Raw genomic sequence first — 18,592 nt, 5'->3', positions numbered from 1 at the left:
ACAGTATGCCCAGCCGCCTCCACGAACTCTGTGACGATTATTCAACGGGCGGATGACGTTTGTGTGACAGTTTCGCGAGCAATTCCCCGTCGCGACCCGGCACGCACAAGCCCGGGCGCTGGCTGCCTGGGGTGCCTCGGCAACACCACGAGGTGCGAGAGAAACAAGGCGCTCGCCCTGCCCCAGCCAAAGTGCAGCGCGCGGTCCCGCGCCTCGTGGCGTTTGACTTTGAGCGCCTCGACCCAGGCTTCCCGCAGGTCCTCGCGCATGGCGCCGGCCTGGCTCTGCCCCAGCACCTGCATCGGGCCGTCCACCGGGTAGGCGGCCACCGGCACGCCGCTGGACATGGCCTCCAGCATCGTGCGGCCAAAGGTCTCCCCTCGGGCCGGAAACACAAACACGTCGGCGCAGGCGTACACCTGCGCCAGTTCGTGCCGCGGCAACACACCGAGCCAGTGCACATTGGGGTAACGCGCCCGCAGGCTCGAGGCGAGCGGTCCGACACCACAGACGACCTTGCTGCCGGGCACGTCCAGCGCCAGAAAGGCCTCGACGTTTTTCTCGCGCGCGATGCGGCCGACATACAGGCTCACCGGGTGCGCCAGCGGCCCCAGCGGGGCGCAGGGCTGGCTGCTGTCGGACAGCGCAAACAGGCGCGTGTCCACACCGTGCGTCCACAGGAGCAGGCGGCGAAAGCCGCGTGTCTGCAGCATGTTCAGCACACCCTGGCTGGGGGCCATCACACCGCTGGCGGGCTTGTGAAACCAGCGCAGCAAGGCATAGCCCCAGCTCACCGGCAGGCCAAACGTGTCCTTGAGGATTTCGGGGAACCTGGTGTGGAACGCGGTGGTGAATGGCCAGCCACGCCGCAGGCAGTGGCGCCGCGCTGCCCAACCCAGGGGGCCTTCGGTGGCGATGTGGACGGCGTGTGCGTCGGCGCTGTCCATCAGTTCACGCAGGCGGGCACCGGGAAACCACGCGATGTCGAGGCTCGGAAAGCCCGGACACGGCCGGGTGCGGAACTGCCCGGGCTGGATGACCACGACCTCGTGGCCGCCGATCTGGAGCTGTCGAACCAGTTCAGCCAGCGTGGTGGCGACCGAATTCGCCTGGGGTTGCCAGGCGTCCGTCACGATCAGGATCTTCATGTGGGTCTCCCTGGGCACCAACGGGTGCCGCGGTCTGTGGACTCCAGTGCACGAGTTCCAGGCGACCGTCCATGTGTTCGACCAGGGCCGAGAGGCTTTCCACCCAGTCCCCATCGTTGCAATAGAGGGTGCCGTCGATGGTGCGCATTTCGGGGCGGTGGATGTGTCCGCAGACCACGCCCTGGTAACCGCGCGATCGGGCTTCGGCAGCGACCGCGCGCTCGAAGTCGGTCACGTAATTGAGCGCGCTCTTGACCTTGTGCTTGAGGTACTGCGAGAGCGACCAGTACGGCAGGCCCATGCGTGCTCGCAGCGAGTTGAGGTGGCGGTTGAGCTTGAGGGTGAACTCGTAGGCGTTGTCCCCCAGGTAGGCCAGCCACTTCGCGCACTGGATCACGCCGTCGAAATAGTCACCGTGCACCACCCACAGGCGGCGCCCGTCGGCGGTGGTGTGCACCGCTTCGTTGGCCACCTCGATGCCGCCGAAGTTGTGGCCGTCGAACTGGCGCGCGAACTCGTCGTGGTTGCCCGGCACGAAGACCACGCGGCAGCCCTTGCGCGAGCGGCGCAGCAGCTTCTGCACCACGTCGTTGTGCGCCTGCGGCCAGAACCATTTGCGGCGCAACTGCCAGCCGTCGATGATGTCGCCCACCAGGTAGAGCGTGTGGCTGGGGTGGTGTTTGAGGAAATCGAGCAGCGGACGCGCCTGGCAACCCGCAGTGCCCAGGTGCAGGTCGGAAATGAAAACGGCCCGAAAACGGGCCCGTTCACCACCCTCACCCGGGCCATCGTCATCACCGCCGCCGTCGGCGTCCCACGACCCGCCTGGACTTTGTCCTGGCGGCAAACCGCTCTTGAGAGCCCAGCCACCCAATACGTCGAGGGCGGCTCGCATCAAGCCACCAGGAAATATTTGCGGTAGCGTGCCGGCAGCTCGCGCAGTCGCATGAGCATGGGCAGATCCGCCGCGTTGAAGTCCGGATTCCAGGCCGGCGGCCCCATCACCTTCGCGCCCAGGCGCAAGTAGTCCCTGATGAGCGCGGGCGGCTGCACGCCCAGCGTGTCGTCCAGCCGCTCCACCGGCAGCGGCAGGCGCGGGCGCACATGGAAGTCGATCGGGGCCAGGTGCGTGGCCTTGAGCTGGCGCCAGATGCTGGCCGCCGCGTGGCCACCACCCACCACGCCATGCCGGCCTTCGTGCTGCATGGGGATGCTGGCGCAGCAGATCAAGGTGTCGAGCTGGTTGCGCTCCATGAAACCGGCCAGCCCGCCCCACAGCGCCATCCTCACCGCTCCCTGGCGATGATCTCGGTGCACGCAGCTGCGACCCACCTCCACCAGGCGTTCGCGGACACCGCGCAGGCGGGTGAGGTCAAACTGGGTGTCGCTGTGGGTGCTGCCCACGCGTTCGGCCTGGGCCGGCGTGAGCACACGGCAGGTGCCGATCACCTGGCGGGTGGCCTTGTCGCGCACCAGCAGGTGTTCGCAGAAGTCGTCGAACAGGTCGACGTCGTGGCCGGGCAGTGTGTTGGGCAGGCGCGCACCCATCTCGGTGGCAAACACGTCGAACCGCAGTTTCTGCGCCTCCTGCACCTCGCCCTGGTGCCGGGCCCAGGAGACCTCGATGCCGTGCGGGCCCGGTCCCATGGAAACGGGCACAACGCTCTGCTCTGGGGAAATGGCGTGGGGGAGGAAGGCTGTGTTCATGACCCTGCAGTTTGAAAACCGGTCGTGACCCTCCCAAGGCAGTCCCATGAAGTTTTGATGACACCGCACTCACCCGAGGTCATTTTTATCCTTCAAGTATTATTGAATCCTTGACACACCCCACCCCTGCCATGAACCTTGCCGACCAACTCAATCTGGGCTGCGCCTGCCAGACGCTGTCCCTGCCCCGCTTGCGGGAACAGCTGGAAACCGGCCCTGCGCTCGACGGCCTGGCCGCGCGCCTGAGCGTCAGCCACCCGCACCTCTTTTCGGCCACTGCGGTGTTCATCGACCCGGGCATGGCTCAGCGCATCCAGGATTCGGTGACAACCATCGAACGCGTGATTGCCCTGCCCGCCTGGCAGCAGCAGGCGCTGGCCCGGGCACCCGCGATCGCCGCGCTGGACCACGGCCCGGCGGGCGTGTTCATGGGTTACGACTTCCACCTCACCGACCACGGCCCGCGCCTGATTGAAATCAACAGCAACGCGGGGGGCGCACTGCTCAACGCGGCCCTGGCCCGCGCGCACAGCGCCTGCTGCCAAGCCATGGGCGAAGTGGTTGACCCGGTGGGTTCGCTGCGCGCGATCGATGCGGCGTTTGCCGACATGTTCCGCGCCGAATGGACGGCACAGCGGGGCGATGCCCCCCTGCGCACCGTGCTCATCGTGGACGACGCGCCCGCGCAGCAGTACCTCGCGCCCGAGTTCGACATGTTCCGCGAACTCTTTGCCTCCCACGGCCTGACGGCCCTGGTGGCCGACCCCGCCGAGCTGCAGTGGCACGCCGGCGCGCTGCACCACCCAGCCCTGCCGCCCGGAACTGCGGTGGACCTGGTCTACAACCGCCTCACCGACTTTTACTTGCAGGACGAGGCCCACCAGGCCTTGCGGCTCGCCTTTGAGGCGGGTGCGGTGGTGCTGACACCGAACCCCCGCACCCACGCGCTGTACGCCGACAAGCGCAACCTCGTTGCCCTGTCCGACGCCGACCTGCTCGCAAGCTGGGGCGTGAGCGAGCAAGACCGTGCCTTGCTGAGCGCTGTGGTGCCCGCCACGCATCGGGTAAGCGCCGACAACGCGGACGCGCTCTGGGCCGGACGCCGGAGCCTGTTCTTCAAACCAGCCGCCGGCTTCGGCGCGCGCGCGGCCTACCGCGGCGACAAGCTCACCCGCCGCGTGTGGGGCGAGATCCTGGCGGGCGACTACGTGGCCCAGGCACTCGTGCCGCCCAGCGAGCGGCTGGTTCGGGTACAGGACGGCACACAACGGCTCAAGCTGGACATTCGCGCCTACGCCTACCGGGGCCAGGTGCAGCTGCTGGCCGCGCGCACCTGGACCGGGCAGACCACCAACTTCCGCACCGAGGGCGGCGGCTTCTCGCCGGTGGTGGTGGTGCCCGACCCGGCCAGAGCGCTGTCACAGAGCGGTCATGAAGCCCTTCAACAATTCAATACAGATTGAATCAACCAGCGCGTCGCGCACTTTTCCCACAGGACATTCCCGCATGAAAGTTGGCATCAACGGCATGGGCCGCATCGGCCGCCTGGCTTTGCGCGCCGCCCTCGGCGCAGCCGAACGCGAAACCACCGACCCACGCGCCGGCAACCGGCTGCAGGTGGTGCACCTCAACGAGTTGAAGGGCGGCGCCGCCGCCACCGCCCACCTGCTGGCCTTTGACAGCGTGCAAGGCAAGTGGCGGGCCGACATCGAAGCCGAGGGCGAAGACGCCATCCGCATCGACCAGCAACGCATGTCGTTCAGTTCGCACGCCACCGCTGGCGATATCCCATGGGGTGACCTGGGTGTGGACCTGGTCCTGGAGTGCACCGGCAAGTTCCTCACGCCCGAGACCATCCAGGGCCATCTGGACCGTGGCGCCAAACGCGTCATCGTGGCAGCACCGGTGAAGACCGGTGGCGTGCTCAACATCGTGGTGGGCGTGAACGAAACGCTGTACGAACCCGCGCGCGACCGCATCGTGACCGCCGCCTCGTGCACCACCAACTGCCTGGCGCCGGTGGTGAAGGTGGTGCATGAGGCCATCGGCATCCGCCACGGCCAGATCACCACGCTGCACAACCCGACCAACACCAACCTGGTGGTGGACGCACCGCACAAGGACCTGCGCCGCGCCCGCAGCGCCCTCATGAGCCTGGCGCCCACGACCACCGGCAGCGCCACCGCCATCGCGCTGATCTACCCCGAACTCAAGGGCAAGCTCAACGGCCACGCGGTGCGGGTGCCGGCGCTCAATGCGTCGCTGACCGACTGCGTGTTCGAGCTGCAGCGCGAGACCACGGTGGACGAGGTGAACGCTTTGTTCGAAGTCGCTGCGAAGGGGCCTCTGGCCGGCATCCTGGGCTACGAGACACGCCCGCTGGTCAGCGTGGACTACGCGCGGGACACACGCTCCAGCATCGTGGACGCGCCCTCCACCATGGTGACCGACGGCACGCTGCTCAAGGTCTACGCCTGGTACGACAACGAGATGGGTTACGCCTGCCGCATGGTCGACCTGGCCTGCCACATGCACAAGGTTGGCATCTGAAGATGAACACCGCCGAACGCAACTACGCCATCGTCACCGCCGCCTATTGGGGGTTCACGCTCACCGACGGCGCGCTGCGCATGCTGGTGCTGCTGCACTTCTACGGCCTGGGCTACTCGCCGTTCACGCTGGCGTTTCTGTTTCTGCTGTACGAAGCCGCCGGCATCGTGGCCAACTTCGTCGGCGGCTGGCTGGCCACGCGCTACGGCATCACGCGCATGCTCACCGTCGGCCTGGTCACGCAGATCATCGGCTTCACCGTGCTGTCTTTCCTCGACCCCGCCTGGAGCGCGGCCATGTCGGTGGCCTGGGTGGTGCTGGCGCAAGGCATCTGCGGTGTGGCCAAGGACCTCACCAAGACCGCGAGCAAATCGGCCATCAAGGTCACGGCCGACCAGGCGAAGAACCAGGGCTCGGGCCAGCTCTTCAAATGGGTGGCGTGGTTCACCGGCAGCAAGAACGCCATGAAGGGCGTGGGTTTCTTCCTGGGTGGTTTGCTGCTGCAGACGCTGGGTTTCCAGCAGGCGCTGTGGGCCATGGCGGCGCTGCTGGCACTCGTGCTGGTGGGCGTGGTGAGCGCGCTGCCGCAGATGATGGGCAAGAGCAAGGCGTCGAAATCGGCCAGGGAACTGTTTGCGAAGAACACCGGGGTGAACGTGCTGGCCGCAGCACGCGTGGTGCTGTTCGGTGCGCGCGACGTGTGGTTTGTGGTGGGCGTGCCGGTGTACCTGTATTCACAGGGCTGGACCTTCACCATGGTCGGCACGTTTCTGGCCGCCTGGACCATCGGCTACGGCGCGGTGCAGGCCATGGCACCGGCGTTCGTCAAACGCAGCACCGACGGACTGAGCACCGAGGTGCCGGCCGCGCGGCTCTGGTCGGCCCTGCTGGCCTTGGTCCCCATCGGCCTGGCTGCAGCCGTGGCGCTGAAAGTGCCGCACCTGCCCTGGGTGGTGGTGGGCGGGTTGGGCGTTTTCGGCTTTGCGTTCGCGGTGAACTCGTCCGTGCACTCCTACCTGGTGCTGGCCTACGCCGGCTCGGAGAAAGCGGCCGAAGACGTGGGCTTTTACTACGCCGCCAACGCACTGGGCCGATTCAGCGGCACGCTGCTCTCGGGCCTGCTCTACCAGTGGGGCGGGTTGCTCTATGCCTTGCTGGGCTCGGCCCTCATGTTGATCGTTTGCTGGCTGGCCACGCTCAAGCTGCCCACCCAAGCCACCCTGCAACACACCACCGCCTGAAGGAGAACCCATGGACGAAACCCTCGCCGTCAAATCCCTTGGTGCCCTGGCGCAAGAGACGCGCCTGCGCATCTTCCGCGCGCTCGTGGCGCAGGGCCCCCAGGGCCTCACGCCGGGTCAGCTCAGCGAATCGCTCGGTGTGGCCAGCACGGCACTGTCGTTTCACCTCAAGGAACTCAGCCACGCCGGGTTGGTGTCGCAGGAGCGCGATGGCCGCCACCTGATCTACCGCGCCGAGTTCGGTGCCATGAACGATTTGCTGCAGTTCCTCACCGCCCATTGCTGCCAGGGTGAGCCCTGCGAAGTCACAGCCTCTGTTCCTGTCTGCACCGCCTGTTGAAAGGCTTTCCATGACCATGTCCACCTACAACGTCCTGTTCATCTGCACCGGCAATTCGGCGCGCAGCATCATGGCCGAGGCCATCCTCAACCAGATGGGAGCGGGCCGCTTTCGCGCCTGGAGCGCGGGCAGCCACCCCACAGGCGAGGTCAATCCGCACGCCATCGAACTGCTGGAGCGCAACCGCTTCAAGACCACCGGCTTGCGCAGCAAGAACTGGGACGAATTTGCGGCGATCGATGCGCCGCGCATGGACTTTGTGCTGACCGTGTGCAACAAGGCCGCCGGTGAGGTCTGCCCCATCTGGCCCGGCCAGCCCATGTCGGCCCACTGGGGTGTTGAAGATCCCGCCGCGGTCAGGGGCAGCAACGAGGTCATCCAGCGCGCGTTCAACGACTGTTTCATCGTGATGAACCGGCGCATCGCGCTGCTCACCGTGCTGCCCATCGACAAACTCGACAAGCTGGCGCTGAAAAAAGAGCTCGCCGGCATCGGCCAGGTCAAAGCCTGATGGGACTGTTTGAACGCTATCTGTCCGTGTGGGTGGAACTCGGCATCGTGGCCGGCGTGGGGCTGGGCCTGGTCGCTCCGTTGGTCTTTCAGGCCGTGGCGGCCATGGAGGTTGCGCAGGTCAACCTGGTGGTGGCTGTGTTCATCTGGGTGATGATTTATCCAATGATGATCCAGATCGACTGGCACGCCGTGCGCGATGTGGGCAAGAAGCCGCAAGGGCTCGTGCTCACCCTGGTGGTCAACTGGCTCATCAAGCCGTTCACCATGGCCGCACTCGGCGTGCTGTTCTTCCAGCACTTGTTTGCGCCCTGGGTCGATCCGCAATCGGCCAGCGAATACATCGCCGGCATGATCCTGCTGGGCGTGGCGCCCTGCACCGCCATGGTGTTCGTGTGGAGCCAGCTCGTCAAAGGCGACGCCAACTACACGCTGGTGCAGGTGTCGATCAACGACCTGATCATGGTGGTGGCGTTCGCGCCCATCGCGGCCTTTCTGCTCGGCGTGACCGACGTGACCGTGCCTTGGGAAACGCTGCTCCTGTCCACCGTGCTGTACGTGGTGATGCCCTTGGTGGTCGGCATGCTCACACGCCAGCTCTTGCTGCGACGCGGACCCGCTGCCGTGACGGCGTTTGTGGCCGCGCTCAAGCCGTGGTCGGTGATCGGGCTGATTGCCACCGTGGTGCTGCTGTTCGGTTTCCAGGCCGAGACCATCGTGCGCCAGCCGCTCGTGATCCTGCTCATCGCGGTGCCGCTGGTGCTGCAGAGCTACGGCATCTTCTTCATCGCCTGGTGGGGTGCGAAGTGGCTCAAGCTGCCGCACAACATCGCCGGCCCGGCCTGTCTGATCGGCACCTCCAACTTCTTCGAATTGGCTGTGGCGGTGGCCATTTCACTCTTCGGCTTGAACAGCGGCGCGGCGCTGGCCACGGTGGTCGGTGTCTTGGTCGAGGTGCCGGTGATGCTGTCGCTGGTGGCGCTGGTCAACGCCCGGCGACCGGCCGATCCCACGCAGCTGAAGGACGCGGGCGCCTGAGACAATACGGCGCTGTGACTTCCCACCAGCCCTCCTTGACCGTCGACCTCACCTGCCACCCGGCCACACCGGCGTCTGCGCCGTGGGAATTGAAGGCGACCGTGAGCCCGACCCGCATGGGCTTGCGCCTGGTGTACGCGCTGAGCGGCGACATTGCCGGACTGCGCATCCCCTCCGCCACCACGCCCGGACAGGCCGATGGCCTGTGGCAGCACACCTGCCTCGAAGCCTTTGTGGCAGCCGAGGGAGATGCGGCCTACCGCGAATTCAACTTCTCGCCCTCGGGCCAGTGGGCGGGCTACCGCTTTGCCGGCGAGCGGCAACGCGACACCTCGCCCGCACCCGACCTGCCCGCGCCTGCGATGCAATTCGCCATCACACCGACGTGTCTCACGCTGGACGTGCACCTGCCACTGGCTGCCCTGCCCTCGCCCGCCCAACACCTTGCACTGGCGCTGTGCGCTGTGATCGAAGAACACGACGGGCGCCTGAGCTACTGGGCGCTGCAGCACCCGCAAGCCCGCCCCGATTTCCACCACCCCGCCGGGCACTCGCTGCGCCTGGCCCTGCCCGCGAACTGACCGCCATGCAATTCGGCCTCGATCGTTTCCTGCAAGACCCCGCCATTCGCGCGCCGCTCAAAGGCCAGCGCGTGGCCTTGCTGGCCCACCCGGCCTCGGTGACGCGCGACCTCACACACGCACTCGACGCGCTGGCCGCCCTGCCCGACGTGACGCTGAGCGCCGCCTTCGGGCCGCAACACGGTCTGCGTGGCGACAAGCAGGACAACATGGTCGAGTCGCCCGACTACCTCGACCCGACACTGGGCATCCCGGTGTACAGCCTCTACGGTGAAGTGCGCCGACCGACCGACGCGATGATGGCCAGCTTCGACGTGCTGCTGGTCGACCTGCAAGACCTGGGCTGCCGCATCTACACCTTCATCACCACGCTGCGCTACGTGCTGGAAGCCGCGGCGCAACACGGCAAGGCGGTGTGGGTGCTGGACCGGCCCAACCCGGCCGGCCGGCCCATTGAGGGACTCACGCTGCGCGAAGGCTGGGAAAGTTTTGTGGGCGCCGGCCCCATGCCCATGCGCCACGGCATGACCATGGGCGAACTCGGCCACTGGTTCATCGCCACGCTGGGCCTGCGCGTGGACTACCGCGTGATCACCATGACGGGCTGGGAGCCGGAGGCCGCCCCCGGCTTTGGCTGGCCCACCGAGCGCAGCTGGATCAACCCCAGCCCGAACGCCGCTAACCTGAGCATGGCGCGCGCCTACGCCGGCACGGTGATGCTGGAGGGGACGACGCTCTCCGAAGGCCGTGGCACCACACGTGCGCTCGAGCTGTTTGGTGCGCCGGGCATCGACGTGCCGCGCCTGCTGGCCGACATGCGCCGCATCGCGCCGCAGTGGCTGCTGGGCTGCGTGCTGCGGCCGTGTTTCTTCGAGCCGACCTTCCACAAACACCAGGGGCAGTTGTGCGCCGGTGTGCAGATCCATGTGGAAGACCCGACCCACTACGACCACGCGGCCTTCAAGCCCTGGCGGCTGCAGTCCCTCGCGTTTCGCGCGCTGCGCCTGCAGGCGCCCGAGTACCCGCTGTGGCGCGATTTCGCCTACGAGTACGAGCACGAGCGCCTGGCGATCGACCTCATCAACGGCGGGCCGCTGCTGCGCGAATGGGTGGACGATGTGACCGCCGCGCCCGAGGTGCTGGAGACGGCGGCTGCCGCCGACGAAGCGGCCTGGGCGGCGGAACGCGCGCCCTTCCTGCTCTACTGAAGCGGGTTCAGCTCAACCACTTCTGGAAGAACCGGGCGGAGCCCATCGCCGGGTCCAGCTGGTAACCCGCATAGCCAATGCGCTCGTACAGCCGCACAGCGGGATGGTTGCCCGAAAGCACTTCCAGCGTCATCTTGACCGCGCCACGCTCGACGGCAATCGCTTCGGCGAGCGCCAGCATCTGCTCGGCAATGCCACGCCCGCGGTGGCTGGCGAGCACCGCCACGTCGTGCACGTTCACCAGCGGCTTGCAGGCGAAGGTGGAGAAACCTTCGATGCAGTTCACCAGACCCACCGGCTGCGCGCCGTCGAAGGCCAGCACGCTGTAGGCCTGCGGCCGCGCGGCGAGTTCGCGCACGAGGCTTTCCTTGGCAAAGTCCGACAGGCCCTCGCCACCCCCGGCCGGGTCGCTGGCGTACGCGTCGAGCAGCAGCACCAGAGCCGCCGCGTGTGCGGGATCGGCGTAGTCGGCGCGAACGGTGGTCACGGCGCTCACACGGGCACCTGTGCACGAACAGCGGCCACCAGCCGCTCGGCGCAATCCAGCGCCTTTTGGGGATCCCGCGCTTCGACCATCACGCGCAGCAAGGGCTCGGTGCCGCTGGCGCGGATGAGCACCCGGCCGCTGTCACCCAGTTCAGCCTCCACAGCCTGTGTCTGTTGCGCGAGAAAGGTGTTGGTCTTCCAGTCCTGCCCGGGCTGCAGGCGCACGTTGATCAGCGTCTGCGGGAACAGTGTCACGTCGGCCAGTTGCTGCGCCATGGTCTTGCTGCTGTCCACGCAGGCGTGCAACACCTGCAAGGCCGACACCAGGCCGTCGCCGGTGGTGTGGCGGTCCAGCACCAGCAAGTGGCCCGAGCCCTCGCCGCCCAGGATCCAGCCGTGTTTCTCCAGCTCTTCGAGCACGTAACGGTCGCCCACCTTGGCGCGCACGAACTTCACACCACGCGCTTTCAGCGCCACCTCCACCGCCATGTTGGTCATGAGCGTGCCCACCACACCAGGCACGTCGTGGTCGCGGGCCAGCCGGTCGGCCACGATCAGGTACAGCAGCTCGTCGCCGTTGTACAGGCGGCCGTCGGCGTCCACCATCTGCAGGCGGTCGGCGTCGCCGTCGAGCGCAATGCCGTAGTGCGCGCCGTGCGCCTTCACCGCTTCCACCATGGCCTGCGGGTGCGTGGCGCCCACGCCGTGGTTGATGTTCAGGCCGTCGGGTGTGCACCCGATCTTGATGACCTCGGCGCCCAGCTCGTGGAACACCGCGGGTGCGATCTGGTAGGCCGCGCCGTTGGCGCCGTCCACCACGATCTTCATGCCCTTGAGCGAGAGGTTGTGCGAGCAGGTGCTCTTGCAGAACTCGATGTAACGACCGGCGGCGTCTTCCAGACGGCGCGACTTGCCGAGATCGGCCGCCGCCGCCCACACCGGTGGCTCGTCCAGCGCGGCTTCCACCGCGTATTCCCAGTCGTCCGGCAGTTTGGTGCCCAGGGCGCTGAAAAACTTGATGCCGTTGTCGGCAAACGGGTTGTGGCTGGCGGAGATCACCACGCCCAGGCTGGCGCGCTGGGCGCGCGTGAGGTAGGCCACGGCCGGCGTGGGCACGGGGCCGAGCAGCACCACGTCCACACCCGCCGAGTTGAAGCCGGATTCGAGCGCGGCCTCCAGCATGTAGCCGGAGATGCGGGTGTCCTTGCCGATGAGCACCGTGGGGTGCGCCTCGGTGCGGCGCAACACGCGGCCCACGGCGTGCGCCAGGCGCAAGACGAAGTCGGGGGTGATGGGGGCCTGGCCGACCGTGCCGCGGATGCCGTCGGTGCCAAAGAATTTGCGGGGCATGGGGTGTCCTCTGTGTTGTTCTGTGTGGGGAGCCTGCTGGCGCCGCGTCAACGGGTGGCGCAACGCGAGGACCGGGTTGGATTATCGCGGGGCGGCGACACGCTCACGCGGGCTGGATGGCTTGCCAGATCCTCAAGGCGTCCACTGTTTCACGCACGTCGTGCACACGCACCACGCGCGCGCCGCGCTCCACCGACAGCAAGGCCGCGGCGACGCTGGCGGCCACCCGATCGGCAGGCACTTCGCGCCCCGTGACGGCGCCCAACGACGATTTGCGCGACCACCCCGCCAGCATGGGCCAGCCCAGGGCCATCAACTCGCTCTGGCGCGCCAGCAGGCTGAAATTCTGCGCCACGGTCTTGCCAAAACCCACGCCGGCGTCGAGCACGATGCGCTCATGAGCGATGCCGCGTGCCGTGAGTGCGTCAGCCCGCCCGCGAAGGAAATCGGCCACCGCCGGCAACACGTCGCCCTCCATCGGTGCCACCTGCATGGTCTGCGGGTCGCGGTGCATGTGCATCAGGCACACACCACAGCGCGGATGCGCCGCCACCACGTCCAGCGCGTGGCCACGGCGCAGCGCCCAGATGTCGTTGACGATGTCGGCCCCTGCGTCGAGCACGGCTTGCATCACCTCGGGCTTGTAGGTGTCCACCGAGACCGGCACACCCAGCTTCACCGCCTCGCGGACCAAAGGCAACACCCGCGCAAGTTCTTCATCCAGCGGCACGGCCGGACTGCCGGGTCGGGTGGACTCACCGCCGATGTCCAGCAGGTGAGCGCCGTCGCGAATGAGCTGCTCGCAGTGTTTGAGGGCTGCGGAGGTGCCTGCGTGTTGACCACCGTCGGAAAAGGAATCGGGCGTCACGTTGACGATGCCCATGACCTGCGGGGTGGCGAGGTCGATGTCGAAGCGGGTGGTCTGCCAGTGCATGAAGGTGTTCGAATCGGAAACGACAACGGGGCCGAAGCCCCGTGTGTCTGGTTGGAAACCCCGGGCCGCTCAGGCGGCCGTGGGTGCCGGGTCGGCCGCCACGGCGGGCGAGCCACCGCTGCCGCCACCACCACCCACCGAGGGGTTGCGCGGCGTCCAGTCCTTGGGAGGACGGGGCGGCTTGCCGGCCATGATGTCGTCAATCTGCTCGGCGTCGATGGTTTCCCACTCGAGCAAAGCCTTGGCCATGGCGTGCATCTTGTCGCTGTTCTCTTCGATCAGGTCGCGCGCCAGTTTGTACTGCGCATCGATGATGCGGCGCACCTCGGCGTCCACCTTCTGCATGGTGGATTCGCTCATGTTGGTGGTTTTGGTCACCGATCGGCCCAGGAACACTTCACCTTCGTTTTCGGCGTACACCATCGGGCCGAGCGCGTCGGTCATGCCGTAACGCATCACCATGTCGCGGGCAATCGTCGTTGCACGCTCGAAGTCGTTGCTGGCACCGGTGGTCATCTGGTTCATGAACACTTCTTCGGCGATGCGGCCACCAAACAGCATGCTGATCTGGTTCAGCATGTAGTCCTTGTCGTAGCTGTAGCGGTCCTGTGCCGGCAGGCTCATGGTCACGCCCAGCGCACGGCCGCGCGGGATGATGGTGACCTTGTGCACCGGATCGCACTTGGGCAGCAGTTTGCCGATCAGCGCGTGGCCGGACTCGTGGTAGGCCGTGTTGCGTCGCTCCTCCTCGGGCATCACCATGCTCTTGCGCTCGGGGCCCATGAAGATCTTGTCCTTGGCCTTCTCGAAGTCCTGCATCTCCACCACACGTGCGTTGCGGCGCGCGGCCATCAGGGCGGCTTCGTTGCACAGGTTGGCGAGATCGGCACCACTCATGCCGGGCGTGCCGCGCGCGATCACGCTCGGGTTCACGTCGGTGCCCAGCGGCACCTTGCGCATGTGCACGTTCAGGATCTGCTCGCGGCCGCGGATGTCGGGCAGCGTCACGTAGACCTGGCGGTCGAAACGGCCCGGGCGCAGCAAGGCGGCGTCCAGGATGTCGGGGCGGTTCGTGGCGGCGACCACGATCACACCCAGGTTGGTCTCGAAACCGTCCATCTCGACCAGCATCTGGTTCAGGGTCTGTTCACGTTCGTCGTTGCCACCGCCCAGGCCGGCGCCACGCTGGCGGCCGACGGCGTCGATCTCGTCGATGAAGATGATGCAGGGTGCGTTCTTCTTGGCGTTTTCGAACATGTCGCGCACACGGGCCGCGCCCACGCCCACGAACATTTCCACGAAGTCCGAACCCGAGATGCTGAAGAACGGCACCTTGGCTTCACCCGCAATACCCTTGGCGAGCAGTGTCTTGCCGGTACCGGGCGGGCCGACGAGCAGCAGGCCGCGCGGAATGCGCCCACCGAGTTTCTGGAACTTGGCCGGGTCTTTCAGGAAGTCCACGACCTCCTTCACCTCTTCCTTGGCCTCGTCGCAGCCTGCGACATCGGCAAAGGTAACGGTGTTGTTGTTCTCGTCCAGCATGCGGGCCTTGCTCTTGCCGAAGCTGAACGCCCCGCCCTTGCCGCCGCCCTGCATCTGCCGCATGAAGTAAATCCACACGCCAATCAGCAACAGCATGGGGCCCCAGCTGACCAGCAAGGTCATGAGCAGCGAGCCTTCTTCGCGCGGACGCACGTCGAACTTGACATCGTTGGCAATCAGGTCGCCCACGAGGCCGCGGTCGAGGTAGGTGGCCGTGGTGCGCACGCGACGATCGTCCTGCGTGATGGCCACGATCTCGGTGCCGCCCTGGCCCTCCTGGATGGTGGCGCTCTTGATGCGTCGGGCTTTCACCTCATCGAGAAACTCGGAATAGCCCACGTAGCCGGAGCCGGCGGCAGAACGTGTGTCGAACTGCTTGAAGACGGTGAAAAGCACCATGGCGATCACCATCCACACGGCGATTTTCGAAAACCACTGATTGTTCAAGTGCAGCTCCTGGAGTCGGTATTGGCGGTTATGCGCATGTGGGAGTCATTCTAGGACTTTCAAGCGCCGGTGCCTCATGCAGGTGACGAGGCTGTGTCAATGGAAGGGTTGGCTTTTGCCTATGGCGGGCCACGAGGCGCCGTACTCAGCCCCGTACTGTGGATTTGAGACCCATGCCGACCAGAAAGGTTTCAGACGATTTGTCGCGCGACGCCTTGGGTTTGACCGCCTTCACCGTGCGAAAAGTCTGGCGAAACAGGGCGACCATGGGGTCATAGGCGCCACCGTGGAAGAGTTTGACCACCAGCGCGCCGTCGATCTTGAGGTGCTTGATCGAAAAATCCACCGCCAGCTCGACCAGATCCGTGATGCGGGCGGCGTCGGTCATGCCGATGCCCGAGAGGTTGGGCGCCATGTCTGAGATGACCACATCAACCTGGTGAACACCGCGGTCGGTCAGGGATTTCTCCAGTTCTTCCAGCACCGCGGCTTCGCGGAAGTCGCCCAGGATGAAATGCACACCTTCCACGTCTTCCATGGGCAGCATGTCCAGCGCAATGATGGTGCCGTGCAGTTCACCCACGGCCGCGCCCTGCGGGCTGAGCCGGCGGCGCGCGTACTGGCTCCAGGCGCCGGGTGCCGAGCCGAGGTCGACCACGCAGTCACCCGGGCGGATCAATCCCAGGGTTTCGTCGAGTTCCTTGAGCTTGTAGGCAGCGCGCGCACGGTAGCCGTCTTTTTTGGCCAGGCGAACGTACGGGTCGTTCACGTGCTGGTTGAGCCAGGCCTTGTTGACCTTTTTGCTCTGGGTTTTGACTTTCATGCCCATGAGGGTTGCCTGAGGTCTGTGTAAACGATAATTGTCCCATGCCCCAGATCACACTCACGCCCGCCCAGCGCAAAGTTCACCGCGCTGAAGCCCACCACCTCGACCCCGTTGTCCACATCGGCAACGACGGATTGAGCCCCGCCGTCAAAAAAGAAATCGGGGCGGCGCTCAAGGCGCACGGCCTGATCAAGGTCCGCGTGCTCAGCGATGACCGTGTCGCCCGCGAGGCCATGCTGCACACCCTGGCCGACGAGCTCGACGCCGCACCCATCCAGCACATCGGCAAACTGCTGGTGCTCTGGCGCCCTGTGGAAGAGAAGGTCAAGGTGGTCGACGAAGACCGCATGCCAGGCCCGCGCGACGTGAAGGTGCTGAAGTTCAGCAAACGCGGCGGCCAGCGCCCCGAGGTGAAGGTGGTGCGCGTGCTGGGCAACCAGCGCCTGACCACCGGCGGCCAGATCAAGCGGGCCAAGGTCATGAAAAAGAGCGTGAAGAAGAGCGCCCAATCGCAGTAACAGCCAAGCCCGACGTTCGTTCATGCCGTCGCGGCTTGAACTTCACCCCCAGCGCCACATCTGAGAACGCATGAACGACCGTACCGCCCCCTTCGCCCAAAACCCCCTGCTCAACTTCGACGACCTGCCCCTGTTCGATGCCATCACGCCTGCGCTGGTGGGTCCGGCCATTGACGAACTGATGCAGGCTTCCAGCGTTGCGCTGGAAGCGGTGACGGCCAGCGACTTCCCCGCCGACTGGAAGCGCATGTCGCAAACCCTGGACGTGCCGACCGAGCGCCTGTCGCGCGCCTGGGGCGCCGTGAGCCACCTCAACAGCGTGGCCGACACCCCCGAACTGCGCGCCGCGTACAACGAAGCGCTGCCCAAGGTCACCGAATTCTGGACCCGTCTGGGAGCCGACGAGCGCCTGTACGCCAAGTACAAGTCCATGGACCCGGCCAGCCTGACCAGAGAACAGGCCCGCGCCCACCACAACGCCATGCGCGGCTTCGTGCTGGGCGGCGCCGATCTGCAGGGCGAGGCCAAGGTCCGTTTTGCGTGGCTGCAGGAGCGCCAGGCCGAACTGGGACAGAAATTCAGCGAAAACGCCCTCGATGCCACCGACGCCTTCGCGCTGTATGTGACGACAGACGAACTCGCCGGCGTGCCCGACGACGTGGTGCAGTCCACCGCCGCCGCCGCGCTGGCCGAAGGCAAGACCGGCCACAAGCTCACCCTGAAGATGCCGTGCTATTTGCCTGTGATGCAGTTCGCCCACAGCAGCCCGCTGCGCGAGAAGCTCTACCGCGCCTACGCCACCCGCGCCAGCGACCAGGCCGAAGGCGATGCGGTCAAGTTCGACAACGCCGCCATCATGGGCGAGCTGCTGGCCCTGCGGCACGAAGAGGCGCAGTTGCTGGGTTACCGGCACTACGCCGACGTGTCGCTGGTGCCCAAGATGGCCGAATCGCCCGAGCAGGTGGTGGCCTTCCTGCGCGACCTGGGCACCAAGGCCCGCCCCCACGCCGAAAAAGACCTGGCCGACCTGCGCGCCTTTGCTGCCAGCGACCTCGGTTTGAGCGACCCTCAGGCCTGGGATTGGCCCTACATCGGCGAAAAACTCAAGGAAGCGCGCTACGCCTTCAGCGAGCAGGAAGTCAAACCCTATTTCACAGCGCCCAAGGTGCTGGCCGGCCTGTTCCAGATCGTCGAGACCCTGTTCGAGGTGGCCATCCGCCGCGACCAGGCACCGGTGTGGAACGCGAGCGTTGAGTTCTACCGTATCGAACGCTCGGGCCCCCAAGGCACCGAGCTGGTCGGCCAGTTCTACCTGGACCCGGCTGCGCGCAACGGCAAGCGCGGCGGCGCCTGGATGGACGACGTGCGCGCCCGCTGGCTGCGCCCCGACACCGGCGCGCTGCAGACGCCGGTGGCGCACCTGGTCTGCAACTTCGCCGAAGGCGTGAACGGCAAGCCCGCGCTGCTGACCCACGACGACGTGATCACCCTCTTCCACGAGTTCGGCCACGGACTGCACCACATGCTCACGCAAGTGAATGAGCGCGATGTGTCCGGCATCAGCGGCGTGGAATGGGACGCAGTGGAATTGCCCAGCCAGTTCATGGAGAACTTCTGCTGGGAGTGGGACGTGCTCAAGCACATGACGGCCCACGTGGACACTGGCGAGCCGCTGCCGCGCGCGCTGTTCGACAAGATGCTGGCCGCCAAGAACTACCAGAGCGGGCTGCAAACGCTGCGCCAGGTGGAGTTTTCGCTGTTCGACATGCTGTTGCACAGCCTGCCCCAGCCCGCCACCAGCGGCGAGGCCATCCTCGCTTTGCAACAACAGGTGCGCGACGAGGTGGCGGTGTTGCAGCCCCCCGCCTACAGCCGCTCGCCCCACACCTTCAGCCACATCTTTGCCGGCGGCTACTCGGCCGGCTACTACAGCTACAAGTGGGCCGAGGTGCTGTCGGCGGACGCCTACGCGGCGTTCGAGGAAGCCGCACAGCAAAACGGCCGCAGCACGCTGGACGTGGCCACCGGCCGCCGCTATCGTGAAGCGATCCTGGAAGCCGGTGGCAGCCGCCCGGCCATGGACTCGTTCAAGGCCTTCCGGGGCCGCGAACCCAGCATTGAAGCCCTGTTGCGTCACCAGGGCATGGCTTGATTTGTTTCCTTGCT

At 66.4% G+C, this 18,592-nt stretch carries 18 protein-coding genes; 10 read left to right on the top strand and 8 right to left on the bottom strand.

Going from position 1 to position 18,592, the window contains the following annotated elements; genetic code table 11:
- Nucleotides 1–41: 41 nt before the first annotated feature.
- Genes BSY239_RS07780 through BSY239_RS07770 form a run of 3 tightly spaced genes read right to left on the bottom strand, consistent with a single transcriptional unit; the run spans nt 42 to nt 2,795 of the window.
- Complete coding sequence (locus tag BSY239_RS07780; protein ID WP_083239872.1) at nt 42–1,148, bottom strand: glycosyltransferase family 4 protein; 1,107 nt, start codon at nt 1,146–1,148, stop codon at nt 42–44.
- Nucleotides 1,081–2,043: a UDP-2,3-diacylglucosamine diphosphatase gene (locus BSY239_RS07775; protein WP_083239871.1), complete on the bottom strand. Its 963-nt coding sequence runs from the start codon at nt 2,041–2,043 to the stop codon at nt 1,081–1,083. Before BSY239_RS07775 ends, BSY239_RS07780 begins: the two co-directional genes overlap by 68 nt.
- Nucleotides 2,043–2,795 carry a GNAT family N-acetyltransferase gene (locus BSY239_RS07770; RefSeq protein ID WP_236944190.1) on the bottom strand — a complete coding sequence of 251 codons (753 nt, stop codon included), beginning with the start codon at nt 2,793–2,795 and terminating at the stop codon, nt 2,043–2,045. Before BSY239_RS07770 ends, BSY239_RS07775 begins: the two co-directional genes overlap by 1 nt.
- Before the next feature lie 191 nt (nt 2,796–2,986).
- Here BSY239_RS07770 and BSY239_RS07765 point away from each other — a divergent pair, with 191 nt between their 5' ends.
- From BSY239_RS07765 to BSY239_RS07730, 8 genes are read left to right on the top strand one after another with little or no spacing between them, the layout of a single operon-like run.
- Nucleotides 2,987–4,318 carry a hypothetical protein gene (locus tag BSY239_RS07765; protein ID WP_216637508.1) on the top strand — a complete coding sequence of 444 codons (1,332 nt, stop codon included), beginning with the start codon at nt 2,987–2,989 and terminating at the stop codon, nt 4,316–4,318.
- Nucleotides 4,319–4,361: 43 nt separating this feature from the next.
- Entirely contained in the window at nt 4,362–5,405 is a 1,044-nt protein-coding gene (locus BSY239_RS07760; protein WP_069046341.1) for an ArsJ-associated glyceraldehyde-3-phosphate dehydrogenase, read from the top strand.
- A gap of 2 nt (nt 5,406–5,407) precedes the next feature.
- Nucleotides 5,408–6,646, top strand: coding sequence for an organoarsenical effux MFS transporter ArsJ (gene arsJ / locus BSY239_RS07755; RefSeq protein WP_069046340.1), 1,239 nt, complete (start codon nt 5,408–5,410; stop codon nt 6,644–6,646).
- A 10-nt stretch (nt 6,647–6,656) separates the two neighbouring features.
- On the top strand, nt 6,657–6,986 hold the full coding sequence (locus BSY239_RS07750; protein ID WP_069046339.1) for an ArsR/SmtB family transcription factor: 330 nt from the start codon (nt 6,657–6,659) through the stop codon (nt 6,984–6,986).
- Between the two features lie 10 nt (nt 6,987–6,996).
- Nucleotides 6,997–7,497, top strand: coding sequence for an arsenate reductase ArsC (locus tag BSY239_RS07745; RefSeq protein WP_069046338.1), 501 nt, complete (start codon nt 6,997–6,999; stop codon nt 7,495–7,497).
- The gene (gene arsB / locus BSY239_RS07740) at nt 7,497–8,534 is read left to right on the top strand and encodes an ACR3 family arsenite efflux transporter (protein WP_069046337.1); all 1,038 of its coding nucleotides are present in this window, start codon (nt 7,497–7,499) and stop codon (nt 8,532–8,534) included. The genes BSY239_RS07745 and arsB overlap by 1 nt, the downstream gene beginning before the upstream one ends.
- A 35-nt stretch (nt 8,535–8,569) precedes the next feature.
- Nucleotides 8,570–9,115, top strand: a complete 546-nt coding sequence (locus tag BSY239_RS07735; RefSeq protein ID WP_083239869.1) for a DOMON-like domain-containing protein — start codon at nt 8,570–8,572, stop codon at nt 9,113–9,115.
- Nucleotides 9,116–9,120: 5 nt separating this feature from the next.
- Complete coding sequence (locus BSY239_RS07730) at nt 9,121–10,323, top strand: exo-beta-N-acetylmuramidase NamZ family protein (protein WP_069046335.1); 1,203 nt, start codon at nt 9,121–9,123, stop codon at nt 10,321–10,323.
- Nucleotides 10,324–10,330: 7 nt separating this feature from the next.
- Here the strand turns inward: BSY239_RS07730 and BSY239_RS07725 are convergent, their stop codons facing one another.
- The 5 genes from BSY239_RS07725 to BSY239_RS07705 form a co-directional block, all read right to left on the bottom strand.
- A complete protein-coding gene (locus tag BSY239_RS07725; RefSeq protein ID WP_069046334.1) occupies nt 10,331–10,819 on the bottom strand; it encodes a GNAT family N-acetyltransferase in 489 nt (162 codons plus the stop codon).
- A complete protein-coding gene (gene glmM / locus BSY239_RS07720; protein ID WP_069046333.1) occupies nt 10,816–12,159 on the bottom strand; it encodes a phosphoglucosamine mutase in 1,344 nt (447 codons plus the stop codon). The genes BSY239_RS07725 and glmM overlap by 4 nt, the downstream gene beginning before the upstream one ends.
- A gap of 103 nt (nt 12,160–12,262) precedes the next feature.
- Nucleotides 12,263–13,093 (bottom strand): dihydropteroate synthase, encoded by an 831-nt coding sequence (gene folP, locus BSY239_RS07715; protein WP_069046332.1) that lies wholly within the window; start codon nt 13,091–13,093, stop codon nt 12,263–12,265.
- A gap of 69 nt (nt 13,094–13,162) precedes the next feature.
- Nucleotides 13,163–15,082, bottom strand: coding sequence for an ATP-dependent zinc metalloprotease FtsH (gene ftsH, locus BSY239_RS07710; protein ID WP_069046331.1), 1,920 nt, complete (start codon nt 15,080–15,082; stop codon nt 13,163–13,165).
- Nucleotides 15,083–15,227: 145 nt separating this feature from the next.
- Nucleotides 15,228–15,905 carry an RlmE family RNA methyltransferase gene (locus tag BSY239_RS07705; RefSeq protein ID WP_069048861.1) on the bottom strand — a complete coding sequence of 226 codons (678 nt, stop codon included), beginning with the start codon at nt 15,903–15,905 and terminating at the stop codon, nt 15,228–15,230.
- A 44-nt stretch (nt 15,906–15,949) separates the two neighbouring features.
- Between BSY239_RS07705 and BSY239_RS07700 the strand changes: the two genes are divergently transcribed.
- Entirely contained in the window at nt 15,950–16,426 is a 477-nt protein-coding gene (locus tag BSY239_RS07700) for a YhbY family RNA-binding protein (RefSeq protein WP_069046330.1), read from the top strand.
- A 70-nt stretch (nt 16,427–16,496) separates the two neighbouring features.
- On the top strand, nt 16,497–18,578 hold the full coding sequence (locus BSY239_RS07695; RefSeq protein ID WP_069046329.1) for a M3 family metallopeptidase: 2,082 nt from the start codon (nt 16,497–16,499) through the stop codon (nt 18,576–18,578).
- The last annotated feature ends 14 nt before the right edge of the window (nt 18,579–18,592 follow it).

Origin of the sequence: Hydrogenophaga sp. RAC07, from assembly GCF_001713375.1 — a bacterium.
GTDB lineage: Bacteria > Pseudomonadota > Gammaproteobacteria > Burkholderiales > Burkholderiaceae_C > Hydrogenophaga.
Note: the sequence above shows the minus strand (reverse complement) of the source record. Positions and strands in the feature narration are given on the sequence as shown.